Source organism: Bradyrhizobium nanningense (assembly GCF_004114535.1).
GTDB classification, from domain to species: domain Bacteria; phylum Pseudomonadota; class Alphaproteobacteria; order Rhizobiales; family Xanthobacteraceae; genus Bradyrhizobium; species Bradyrhizobium nanningense.
Genome location: NZ_LBJC01000005.1, coordinates 269,730 through 282,264, shown reverse-complemented (window position 1 = coordinate 282,264; position 12,535 = coordinate 269,730). Strand labels below are relative to the sequence as shown.

Genomic DNA, 12,535 nt, shown 5'->3' with positions numbered 1-12,535 from the left:
TCGGGGGCGCCGTCATGATGAACCGTAGGACCATGCTCATCATGGCGCTGGCCGGCGCGTTCGCGCCGGCGACGCGTGCTTTCGCCGATGGCGGCATGAGCCGAATCTCGGCCTATGCCTTTTCTTTCTCCGCTTTGTCCGGCGACGACATCCGCCTCGCCGCTTTCACCGGTAAGCCGCTGCTGGTGGTCAACACTGCCTCGCTCTGTGGCTACACGCCGCAATATGCCGGCCTGCAGGAGCTCTGGAATGAGTTTCGCGCGCGCGGACTCACCGTGATCGGCGTGCCCTCCAACGATTTCGGCGGCCAGGAGCCGGGCGGTACCAGCGAGATCGCGGAGACCGCGCACCACCAATATGGTGTTACCTTTCCGATCACGGCCAAGGCTGCGGTGGTCGGCGCCAAGGCGCATCCCTTCTACAAATGGGCCGCCGAGGCGCGACCGAGGGAAGTTCCGCGCTGGAACTTCCACAAATACCTGATCGGTCGCGACGGCTATATTGCCGCGGTGTTTCCGTCGGCGGTCGAACCGGCCGACACGCGGATCAAAACAGCAATTGCCAAGGCGCTGGCCGACGTTTGACGCGAGGCGCGCCCAATCGGGTTGGGCACAATTATGGCGGGATGCCAAACAGCCGTTGCAGTGGCGATGGCCCACCATCTAGGCTAGGATCGTTTGGGGCAGGATGGTTTTGCCGGCGGCGAAAAGCCGCGGCGGAACAACGGGATCAATCTCGAGGACAACACCATGCGCGTGGCGGCAGGACTGATTTTGGCAAGCGCGATATCTCTGGCCATGACCGGCGCGGCGTGGTCGCAGACTCCGGCAAAGCCCGCAGCCGCGACGCAAGCCGCACCAGCGGCAACGCCGGCCGCGGCGACGCCGGCTGCTACTCCGCCCGCAGCTCCCGCGGCAGCCGCCGCACCGGCGGGTTTCGTCAATCCGCCCCCGCCCAAACAGGCGCCGCAGCCGGCGCGCGCGGCCTGCAACAATCCGGGCGCGCTCGGTGTCGCCCGCACCGTCGAGATCGACACCACGGGCGGTCCCGGCTTCGGCTTCGAGCACTTCAAGGAGCTCGACTTCCTGCGCGACAAGGAGGTGGTGCTGACCTTCGACGACGGCCCGTGGCCGCGCAACACGCCTGCAGTGCTGAAGGCGCTCGCCGATGAATGCACCACCGGCATCTTCTTCTCGATCGGCAAGCACGCGACCTACGAGCCGGAGATCCTGAAGCAGGTCTACAACGCGGGCCACACCGTCGGCACGCACACCTGGTCGCACGCCAACCTCAACAACAAGAAGCTCACCGAGGCACAGCGCAAGGAAGAGATCGAGAAGGGCCTATCCGCGGTGAAGTGGGCGCTCGGCGGCATCTCGCCCTCGCCGTTCTTCCGTTTCCCGGCACTCCAGCATCCGCCGGAGATGGTCACCTATCTCGGCAACCGCAACACCGCGATCTTCTCCTGCGACATCGACTCGTTCGACTTCAAAGCCTCCAAGCCCGAGAAGGTGATCGAGACCGTGATGAAGAAGCTCGATGCCAAGGGCAAGGGCATCATCCTGATGCACGACTTCCAGAAGCACACCGCCGAGGCTCTGCCCGAGCTGCTCAAGCGCCTCAAGGCCGGCGGCTACAAGGTGGTGGCGATGCGCGCCAAATTCCCGGCGTCCTCGTTGCCGGAATACGACCAGGAGCTGCTCAAGGACGCCAAGTTGCCGACGGTGAGCCAGCGCCCGGTCAATTCGGTGGTGACGACCGTTTCCGAATAGACGGCTCTTGTCTTTCCGCATCGAAGGCTATGTCATCGTCTCGGCGGACGGCATGCTCGCCGACGCCGGTCATGTCATGCCCGACAGCCTGAAGTTCGACGGCGACAAGCTGTTCTTCGAGCAGGCACTCGATCGCGCCGCGCTGATCGTGCATGGCCGCAACTCGCATGAGCAGCAGCCGAACTCGCCGAAGCGCAAGCGGCTGATCCTGACCCGCAAGATCAAGGCGCTCACCGTCGATCCGGAACTGCCGAATGCGACGTTGTGGAATCCGGCACACGCGAGCTTCGAGGAGGCCTGCGCTTTTGCCGACGTCGCCTCCGGCATGATCGCCATCATCGGCGGCCCGGTCGTGTTCGACCTATTCATGGACCGCTACGACACATTCTGGCTGTCGGAAGCCCCGCACGTGCGCCTGCCCGGCGGCGAAGGCTGTTTCGTCGGCGTACCGGCGCGGACGCCGCACGAAGTGCTGGCTTCGCACGGAATGAAGCCGGGCGCGCCGTATGTGCTCGACGCGGCGCACGAGGTGACCGTGACCCCGTGGCGGCCAGGCTAGCTCCTCGTCAAAATCGGAAGAACAACCCCATGCAAAGTACCTGCATTATGATACCAATCTGTATCTTGCCAAAACCACGCTAAAATTAGTCCCGCCGTCGGCCCGCACAAAGCCGGCTAGCATATTTGCCGAGAACCAATAATCGGCCCCGACGGCGGTGATGGCGCTATAGCCAACCTCTGTGGCGCTGCGTCAAGACGAGCCGTCCATTCCGAAACACCGCATCAATAGACTGAGACAAAAGCGCAAGACTGGACGGCTTTGGCTCGCCGCCGCCGCCGCACGGCGGCAGGACCGCTACGCAACGAACCTTTCCCTTCGCCGGATATCAACCTCCCGCCGGGTATGATTGGCCCGGCTCCGCCCCTCCCGCCCCTTCACTGACGATCAAGACGCGACCACGACCATCATGAGCGACGACGCTACGACAACGGGTTCGACGGACGCCTCCGGACCGACTGCCGATGCAGCCCCGATTTCATCCCTGCTCCCCGCATTCGGCTTCCGCGCCGACCAGATGGAGGCCCATGCAAACGTCGCAGCCTGGCGAGAGGCCGTCGCCACGCTATTCGACGTCGACGAGCTCGCCGCCGACGAACCGGGCCCGTTCCGCGCCGACATCAGCTCCTACGCCATGGGACCGGTGCTGATCGGACTGAGCCGGGCCAGCGGCCAGCGCTTCCGCCGGACGGCCGAAACGATCGCGCGCAGCGGCGTCGACCACATCATCCTCCAGCTTTATCTCAGGGGCGGCTATGACGGCATCGCAGGCGATCGTCCGATCCGTGTGCGCGCCGGCGACATCTGCCTGTTCGACCTCGCCCAGACCCTGGAGACCAAGGCGACGGCCTTCGAGAATGTCACGCTGGTCGTGCCGCGCCCGATGTTCGGCACCCATCTGCTGCGGGTCGACGATTTGCACGGCCTCGTCTTGCCGGGCAGCAGCGTGATCGCGAGGCTCCTTGCCGGGCATCTCACCGCCCTGTTCGAATTTGCGCCGCGCATGAGCCTCGACGAGTGCCAATCGGTGGTCGAGGGCACGGTCTCGCTGCTGGCGGCGTGCCTGCGCAACGAGCTCGAGCGTAGCGATCCTGACGCCGACCATGCCGTCACGGCTGGTCCGTCCTTGATGCGGATTCGCCAATACATCGAGGCCGGCCTTGCCCGCGACGATCTGTCGGCCAGCTCGATCGCGGCCCATTTCGGCCTGTCCCGGGCTTCGCTGTACCGGCTGTTCGCGCCGGTCGGCGGTATCGCCGATTACATCCGCAGCCGGCGGCTGCATCGCGCCTTCTTCGATCTCGCCAATTCGGGCGCGCGCGGCCCGCGGATCAGCGAGGTCGCGCGGCGGTGGCAGCTCGGCACCGACGCGCACTTCGCGCGCTCCTTCAAGGCAGCCTATGGCATCACGCCGCGCGCCGCGCGCGAGGCCGCATTGCTCGGTATGCAGCGCGGCACCGATACAACGAACGGCGCGACGATCTCCCGATGGATGCGTGAGATCGCACCCCCGCGTGCAGATTGATCGCTACACGTCGCCGTAAGCGGCTTCGGCCGGACGCGTGGTGCGGCCGTAGCCCATCAGCATGAACAATGCGCCGATGATCGAGAGGTTCTTCAACGCGTCGACCACCACCTTCGCATTGTCGGGGGCAGCCTGGTTCCAGAAGTCGTCGAACAGCACCGTCGCAACCGCGACGTAGATGATCATCAGCATCGCGAAGAACCGCGCGCCGAAATTCAGCGCGATCATCAGCCCCGCGATGATCTCGAGCCCGCCAACCGTGATCGCCAGCAGCTGCGGCGTGGTCATGGCGGTCGCCGTCTCGACCTGCTTGGCGTAGGGCGCGACGATGTCGGGCACCACGACCTTGGTGGCGATGAAGTCGGCCGTCGCCTGGATGGCAAAGAGCTTGGTCGCGCCCGAGTAGATGAACAACACGGCGAACAGAATCCGCCCGAAAGTCACGAACGCTGGCATGATCGGCCTCTTGGCAAAGCGCTACCGCACGGAACGCGTACGTGGATTATGAAGAGTCGTGCGCCGGTTTACAAACGGGGAAATGGAGAACTGCGAGGAATTCAATGGTGGCGTCCGCGTTGTTCGGTTGGCGCCATTCAGAACAACATTGCGAACTCTTGTGTAGTTGAAATTGCTTTGCAACGTAAAATCGATTCTGACACATGAACGGGCTCGTCCGGCAGCGCCTGGTGAACGGCCGCTTTCGAACGCTCAAGTCGGACGTCACGCCAGGCCCGAAAAGGCCATTTCCGACTTACGCGTTACGGCTAAAACCGCGAGGCAAGCAAAGAGGCCCGATCATCACCAGACGACGCGGAAGCCGGCCGTGCCCTTGTAGCTGTGATCATCACCATGGGCGAGACTCGCATTGTAGGAGACTTCGCCGAAGACCGCATAGCGGCCGCTGGCCCAGCTATAGGTGCCGCCGCCGCCGATGCTGCCCCACAGCCGGTCATTGGCATTGCCGAAGCCGGTTCCGGAGACCAGCACATTCGTTCCGTCCAGGAATTCGTAGTGGACATTGGCAATGCCATAGACGTCGGAGCGAACCACTTGACCGGACTGATCCCGCCAGCTTTTGATATGTTCGAAAGCGAGCCCGGCGCGCCCGACCAGGCTGTCGGCATTCAGGAGCGAGACCGCGGCCGCAAAGCGATCCGCGAACGGATCGAAATCGACCTTCGAATAGGTGAGCTGCGCCTGCGGCGTCAGTGCAAATCCATTGCCGATGCCGATGCGCTTGCCGCTTTCGATGCCGAACGCATAGCCCATGCCCTCGTTGCCGTGGGTCATGCTGCCGGTCAGCACCGAGCTGAGGTCGCTGCGATAGAACATGCCCTGCGCCTGGCCATCGACATAGAAGCCGTTGTCGCCATACCAGGTGAGCGAGGCGCCCACGCCCGAACCCGCGGCGTGAATTGTGCCGTTGCCGTAGAACGAACTCACATTCGCGTTGGCCGTGCCATATTGCGCGTTGATGCCGACGATCAGCTTGCCCCAGCCGTTCTCCAGCAGCAGTCCGTCGATGCCGGCCTGCGCCTTCCACTGATCGGTATTGTAGGTCGAGCCGGTGGTGTTGCTCGGGCTGAACGCGCCGTGCTGCCCCTCGATCCGGCCCCAGACCGGGGTCGGCTGCGCCGGCACGCCGCCCATTGACGCATAGGCAAGGCCCGCGCGCTCGGTGGCGTCGCTGCCGCCCCAATAGCGGTTGCCGGCGCGCTGCTGCAACGTCGGCAGTGCGTTCATGCCGAGCAGCACCGCCGCGTAATTCTCGTAGAGGGGAACGCCGGGCTGGTACAGCGGCCCGGCTGGCGCCGAGGCCGGCGGATTGATGAGACTGGAGCGCAGATACCAGTCGCCGTCGGTCGGCGTGCTGATGCCGTTCTTCTGCAGCGTGTAGGCGTAGGCGCCGCCGACGACGGCCTGCTGGCCGTTGAGCACATAGTCGCCCTGCAGGGTGAAGCTGCCGTTTGAGGCGCCGGCGACGTCGATCACCTTGATGCCGCTGGCCGTCTGCGCGCCGGAGCCGCCGACATTGGTGATCCGCAGGGTCGATGCGCCTGATGTAGTTCCCTGCACGACCATGCGGTCGGTGGCCGAGCTGTCGCCGCCGAGCACGGTGTTGAGGACAAGCGTGCCGCCATTGCCGATATAGTTACCGGCGACCGTCAGCGTGGTCGCTCCCGCGCCGCCGGTTCGGACGATGCCGGCATTGCTGAGCGATGCCATAGTCTGATCGAAGCCGTTCAGGTCGAGCGTTCCGCCGGCGTTGGCGACATAGGCGGAAGCGGCGCTGAACGCGCCCGCAGCGCCGGCGCGCAACGTGCCGCCGGCCACCGTGGTCGTGCCATTGTAGGTGTTGACGCCCGACAGCGTCTGCGTGCCGCCGGTGACTGTCAGTCCGCCGGAGCCGCCGATAACGCCGGCGAACGTATCGCTCGCATTCGTGATCGTCAGGGTCTCGGCACCGAGATTGACGGCGCCGGTGCCGGCCAGGCTTTGAATGCTGGTCCCGGCGCCCGTCACGCCGGAAATGTCGAAGGTCGCGTTCGCCACGACGCGGCTGGAGCTGGCGATCGAGCCGGTGCCCGTCAGCGCGAGCGTGCCGACCTGGATCACCGTTGCGCCAGTGTAGGTGCTGGTGCCGGATAGGGTGAAAGTGCCGGCGCCGATCTTGGTCAAGCCGCCCACGCCGCTAAATCCAAGCGCGCCGATCGCAAAGCCGTTCGTATCGAATGTCAGCCCACCGGCGGCGAGATTGAGCTGCGAGACCGTAAAATTGTTGAAGAAATTGGCCGAGCCGGCCGTGGCTCGCAGAATGCCGTCATCGATATTGACCTGCGCATTTCCAAGGCTCCTGATCAGGGATGTGGTCTGCAGGATGCCGCCACCGCTGATGTTGAGCGTGCCGGAGCCGGTCGCGTTCACTCCAAGCTGCATCCCGTTTTGAGCAGCGACCGTGGCGCCGTTCAGGATGTTGAGCGTACCGATGCCGGCGAACCCCACTGACACAATGGCAACGGTCGCGGTCCAGTGCGATCCGGCACCGGTGACGGTCAGCGTGCCGATGCCTCCATTGGCGGCTGCAATTCGGATGGTGGCGCCGCTACTTGTGAGCGTGCTGCCGTTTTGGATCGTCAGGCTGCCGACTGCTCCGTTGCCGACGATGAGGTTACCCGACGAGCCGGTCGCTGCGCCGTTCACGCCGAGTACAGCCCCTGGCGATACATTGTTGATGGTGACGGTGCCATTGGTCGGGACCACACCCGCCTGCCAGTTGCTTCCGACGGTCCAGTCGCTGCTGGTGGCGCCGATCCAGTTTTGCGCCGCCGCCAATCCTGCGGACAGGGTTATAAGCACCGCCGCCAGGACGCCCATCAGCAACAAGCGCGGCAAGCCAGCTCGTTGGCGAACGGACCATGGCCGAGCCCGGTCCGGACTCATACGCAGCGTGTCATCTGCCCATCGCCGAAACATTGTCGCCCCGATGCATTTGCGCATGGGTGCCCCTTCCCATTTGCCCAGCGGCCGAACGCGTGTACATCTGACACAGTTCGCGCCGCACGGGATACCGTCACAAGTCACGCTAAGTCACTCGCACGCATCCGACAACGAACATTCGTCGTCTCCACGACAGAAAAGGCGACATGTGTTGTCGAAGCAACGTTAGCGCGAGGGAATTAACGATGAGGCCACTACACCGCGTGCAACGGATATACGCCTGGCGCTCGCTTCGACGCGGCGCACGACCCGAACGGGGCTCCGCAAAATTTAGCGAGAAATCGCAGAATGGCGCTCCCTAGCGGAATCGAACCAAGAGCAGTGTGATTGGCCGCAACCCTCTCGGCGTCATGGCCGGGCTTGACCAGGCTTGACCCGGCCATCCACGACTTGCCTCGCGGGACAAAGAACGTGGATGCCCGGGCCTTCGCCACGCCGAAGCGGTTACGGCCGCGCAGGCGGGACAAGTCCGGGCATGACGAGTCTTGCGGTGCGAACGCCTCCCGAAGACGTTGAGGGAGTGCCAAGCAACTACGTGAACAATGTCGGCTGCTGCCGTGCCGCGCGCTCCTGCGCTTCCACCACGGCCACGGCCGTCATGTTGAGGATACCGCGCGCCGTCACCGAGGGGGTGAGGATGTGTGCCGGGCGCGCCGGGCCGATCAGGATCGGGCCGACGGGCAGCGCGTCGGCCAGCGACTTGATCATCTGATAGGCGACATTGGCGGTGTCCAGCGTCGGCATGATCAGGATGTTGGCCTCGCCCTCCAGCTTGGAATGCGGCAACACCATTTTTCGCGCGGCAGCGGAGAGCGCGGTATCACCCTGCATTTCGCCGTCGGCCTCGATCTCCGGATGCTTGTCCTTCAACAGCTGGGTCGCCAGACGCATCTTGCGCGAGGAATCGGTGTCGTAGCTGCCGAAATCCGAATGCGAGACGAAGGCGATCTTCGGCTTGATGTTGAAGCGCTGGACGTGGACCGCGGCGAGCGATGCGATCTCGGCCAGCTCCTCCGCGCTCGGATTGGGGCGAACTTGCGTGTCGGCGATGAAGAAGGCGCCCTTGGTCGTGATCAGCAGCGCCAGCGCCGCGTAGTCGCTGATGCCGGGACAGAAGCCGACGATCTCGCGGACATGGCGCAGATGGCTCATATAGCGGCCCTCGACGCCGCAGAGCATGGCGTCCGCCTCGCCGCGCGTGACCGCGAGCGCGGCGATCACCGTGTTGTTGGTGCGCACCACGGTGCGGGCCGCATCCGGCGTCACGCCGCGGCGGCCGGCGACCTCGACATAGGATTGCACGTAGGAGCGGTAGCGCGGATCGTCCTCGGGATTGACTAGGTCGAAATCCTTGCCGGCGCGGATCGAAAGGCCGAAGCGCTTGATGCGCGTCTCCACGACCGAGGGACGGCCGACCAGGATCGGCCGCGCCAGGTTCTCCTCCAGCACCACCTGAGTAGCGCGCAGCACGCGCTCGTCCTCGCCTTCGGCGTAGATCACGCGCACAGGCTGGGTCTTGGCCTTGGCGAACATCGGCTTCATGACGAGGCCGGAGCGGAACGCAAAGCGCATGAGCTGCGCGGCATATTCGTCGAAATTGGTGATGGGGCGCGTCGCGACGCCCGACTCCATCGCAGCCTTCGCAACCGCCGGCGCCACGCGCAGGATCAGCCGCGGATCGAACGGGCTCGGGATCAGCGAGCCCGGACCGAAACCGCCCGCCTCGTTGGTTTCGACCCCTAGCGCCACCGCATCAGACGGCGCCTCGCGCGCGAGCTGCGCGATGGCCTCGACCGCGGCGTGCTTCATCTCCTCGTTGATCGCAGTGGCGCCGACGTCGAGCGCGCCGCGGAAGATGAAGGGAAAGCACAGGACGTTGTTGACCTGGTTCGGAAAGTCGGAGCGGCCGGTGCAGATCATGGCGTCGGGACGCGCTTTCCGCGCCTCCTCCGGCATGATCTCCGGGGTCGGGTTGGCGAGCGCCATGATCAAGGGCTTGTCGCCCATCGCCTTCGCCATCTCAGGCTTGAGCACCCCCGGTGCCGAGAGGCCGATGAAGATGTCGGCGCCGCCGATGACGTCGCCGAGCGTACGCTTGTCGGTCTTCTGCGCATAGACCGCCTTCCAGCGGTCCATCGTGGTGTTGCGACCCTCATGCACCAGGCCGTCGATATCGCAGACCCAGATGTTCTTGCGCTGCGCTCCCATCGACACCAGGAGATTCAGGGTTGCGATCGCAGCCGCTCCTGCCCCCGACGCCACGATCTTGACGTCGGACAGCTTCTTGCCGTTCAGCCTGAGGCCGTTGGTGATGGCAGCGGCGACGATGATGGCGGTGCCGTGCTGGTCGTCATGGAAGACCGGGATCTTCATGCGCTCCTTCAAGCGCGTCTCGATCTCGAAGCACTCAGGTCCGCGGATGTCTTCCAGATTGATGCCGCCGAAGGTCGGCTCGAGCGCCGCCACGGTCTCGACCACGCGGTCGATGGTATCGGCGGCAATCTCGATGTCGAACACGTCGATGCCAGCGAACTTCTTGAACAGGACCGCCTTGCCTTCCATGACGGGCTTGGAGGCCAGCGGGCCGATATTGCCGAGACCAAGCACCGCAGTTCCGTTCGAGACCACGGCGACCAGATTGGCGCGGGTCGTCAGGGTCGCGGCTTCGGCCGGGTTCTTGGCGATCTCGGTGCAGGCGGCGGCAACGCCCGGAGAATAGGCCAGTGCGAGGTCGCGCTGGTTGGCGAGCGGCTTGGTCGCCTGGATCTCGAGCTTGCCGGGGCGCGGCAGACGATGGTAGGCGAGCGCCGCCTGGTGGAGATCATCAGAATAGGACGACATGCGGTTGTCTCGCCTCGCGTTACCGGCCTCAAAATGCACGATCCGGAGCCGCTGTCCAAGCGAACCGAATTTCCGGGTCATGGAAACGGGATGAAGCACGCCGGGTGCCCCGGTGGCAACATCCGATTGCGCGCCCATCAACAGGGCGTGCCGTCAAATATATGAAAACCATAGCTTTCCCTGGACCGCGCGGCGTTTCGCGAATATGGCAGGTTGCGCGGTGCAAGACGAGCAACTGGAGCTGGGAATGAAGCGAATCCTGATCGGCCTGATCGTGGCAGCCGGGCTCGCAGCGGGCGGCTGGTTCGGCTTCAACCTCTATGCCCAGCATCGGGCGACCAGCGAGGTCGAGGCGGCCTTCGAGCAGCTCCGAGCAGGCGGCGGCAAGGCGAGCCATGGCAAGATCGGGTTCGAGCTCGCGACCCGGACGCTGACGATCGAGGACATCAATGTCGAGCCCGCCCAGCCGCAGCTCGCCAACGTCAAGGTCGCAAAGGTCACGGCGGTCGGTATACGCCAGCCGGATGAGGCCCATTTCTCGGCCGACAGCATTGACGTATCCGGGGTCGAGGTCGCCTTCACGTCCACCGAGCGGGCGAAGCTCAAAGCGAATTACAAGATCCCGCAGATCAGCGCTCGCGACTTTTCCGGTCCGACCCGTGCAGACGGCCCGCCGCTGTCCGGCTCGATCATCGACATGTACCGCTTCATGCTGGCGAAATACGCGACCGTCTCGGCGTCCTCGATCGCAGTGCCGACCTTAGGGGTCAACGTCGATGCGGGCACCGGCAACCCCGGCAGCGGCGAATATGTCTATTCGGGCCTGTCGATCCAGAACGTCAACCGCGGCCAGATCGAGACGGCGAAGACGGACCGCGTCACCTTTGCGCTCGAGCTGGGCAAGCCCGGCAAGCCTACGAAAATGACCGGCGAACTGTCCGGTCTGGCCATCTACGATGTCGACGCAACCCCAGTGAGGGCCGCGCTCGATCAGCAAGTGTCGAGCGACGACAATTTCCACCGGATCTATCGACGCATCTCGGCCAATTCATACGTGATCACGACGGCCCCTGGCGTGCGCGTGCAGATCGACGGATTCACCTTCGACGACATTGCCATCCGGCCGTCGAAATTTCGGCCGGCCGAGATCATCGCACTGGTGCCAGCTGACGGCTCGATCCTGACGCCGGCGCAATCGCACGACATGATGGAGAAGGTGGCGGACTTCTTCGAGGGCTTTCAGATCGGCAATGCCGAAATCGGCAAGCAAACGGTCGAGACGCCGCAAGGAACGGGGCGGCTCAGCGCCCTCAAATACGATCAAGACAAGATAGCGCTGGAAGGCCTTGAGATGCCAATGCCACAGGGCCAGCTCAAGATGGAGCGCTTCGCGCTAAAATCCTTCAGCGCGGCGAAACTGATGCGCTGGGCGGCAAACCTCCGCCTCCGAACGCCAGGACAGCCGCCATCGCCCGACCAGGTGCTCGGACTGTTCGGAGTGCTCGAGGGCGCCGAGATCAAGGGCGTGGTTGCGCCCTACAAGACCACGCGGCAGCACTTCACCGTCGACACGATCAGCCTGAGCTGGGGCCAGTTGGTCGGATCAATTCCGAGCAAGGCCAATCTGGTCGTGAAGATGGTCACGCCGACCGATCCGGCCAATCCGGCGCTGCAGCCACTGATCATGGCGGGCGTGGACAAGCTCGCGATCGACCTCGATCTCGGCGCGGCCTGGACGGAATCGTCAGGCGCGTTCGCGCTCGCGCCGGCCACGATCGATCTCGGCAACCTCGCCAAGGCGCAGGCTCGCCTCGCGTTCGCCAACGTGCCGCGCGGCCTGTTCACAACAGACCCGGCGCAGGCGATGGGTCAGGCGGCCCAGGTCGAGACCGGTACGTTCGAGCTGTCACTGCGCGACAGCGGCGTGGTCGATCTCGTCGTGGCGCAGTTCGCGCGCACGCAGAATGTCAGCCGCGACGCCGCGCGCAGCGCCATCGTCGAGATGATCCGAGCACAGGGCGAGAAGATCGCGGGGTCCAGCGTCGATGCCGGGGGCGCGGTCGATGCGCTCGCCGGCTTCGTCGAGACGTCAGGGCAGACCCTGACCGTAAAGCTCACACCGCGCGCCAAGGTGCCGCTGATGCAATTGATGCAGCTCTCGCGAAGCGACCCCGAGAGCGCGCTGGCGCAGTTCAAGATCGAGGCGTCGACGGGGTTGTAGTTTGATCTCGTGTCCCGGACGCGGCGCGGCACGAAATGACGCGACGCAGAGCCGGGACCCAGAAAGCTTGCGGTTCACCGCGACATGGGCCCCGGCTCAGCAGCGCATCACTGCGTGGC

The 12,535-nt window shown here is 64.7% G+C and carries 8 protein-coding genes; 5 read left to right on the top strand and 3 right to left on the bottom strand.

Annotated elements, in window-relative coordinates; translation table 11 throughout:
• Positions 1-14: 14 nt before the first annotated feature.
• The 4 genes from XH84_RS03015 (at position 15) to XH84_RS03000 (ending at position 3,856) form a co-directional block, all read left to right on the top strand.
• A complete protein-coding gene (locus tag XH84_RS03015; protein ID WP_128917502.1) occupies positions 15-584 on the top strand; it encodes a glutathione peroxidase in 570 nt (189 codons plus the stop codon).
• Between the two features lie 165 nt (positions 585-749).
• Positions 750-1,772 (top strand): polysaccharide deacetylase family protein, encoded by a 1,023-nt coding sequence (locus XH84_RS03010; RefSeq protein ID WP_128917740.1) that lies wholly within the window; start codon positions 750-752, stop codon positions 1,770-1,772.
• A 7-nt stretch (positions 1,773-1,779) separates the two neighbouring features.
• Entirely contained in the window at positions 1,780-2,331 is a 552-nt protein-coding gene (locus XH84_RS03005) for a dihydrofolate reductase family protein (protein ID WP_164935988.1), read from the top strand.
• A gap of 409 nt (positions 2,332-2,740) precedes the next feature.
• Complete coding sequence (locus XH84_RS03000; protein WP_128917503.1) at positions 2,741-3,856, top strand: helix-turn-helix domain-containing protein; 1,116 nt, start codon at positions 2,741-2,743, stop codon at positions 3,854-3,856.
• A gap of 3 nt (positions 3,857-3,859) precedes the next feature.
• Here XH84_RS03000 and XH84_RS02995 read toward each other — a convergent pair whose 3' ends face one another.
• From XH84_RS02995 to XH84_RS02985, 3 genes are all read right to left on the bottom strand, one after another.
• Positions 3,860-4,312 carry a DoxX family protein gene (locus tag XH84_RS02995; RefSeq protein WP_128917504.1) on the bottom strand — a complete coding sequence of 151 codons (453 nt, stop codon included), beginning with the start codon at positions 4,310-4,312 and terminating at the stop codon, positions 3,860-3,862.
• A 342-nt stretch (positions 4,313-4,654) separates the two neighbouring features.
• A complete protein-coding gene (locus XH84_RS02990) occupies positions 4,655-7,249 on the bottom strand; it encodes an autotransporter family protein (protein WP_245471590.1) in 2,595 nt (864 codons plus the stop codon).
• Positions 7,250-7,885: 636 nt separating this feature from the next.
• Complete coding sequence (locus XH84_RS02985; protein WP_128917505.1) at positions 7,886-10,195, bottom strand: NADP-dependent malic enzyme; 2,310 nt, start codon at positions 10,193-10,195, stop codon at positions 7,886-7,888.
• 247 nt (positions 10,196-10,442) lie between these two features.
• Here XH84_RS02985 and XH84_RS02980 point away from each other — a divergent pair, with 247 nt between their 5' ends.
• Positions 10,443-12,416, top strand: a complete 1,974-nt coding sequence (locus XH84_RS02980) for a hypothetical protein (RefSeq protein WP_128917506.1) — start codon at positions 10,443-10,445, stop codon at positions 12,414-12,416.
• Positions 12,417-12,535 lie beyond the last annotated feature (119 nt).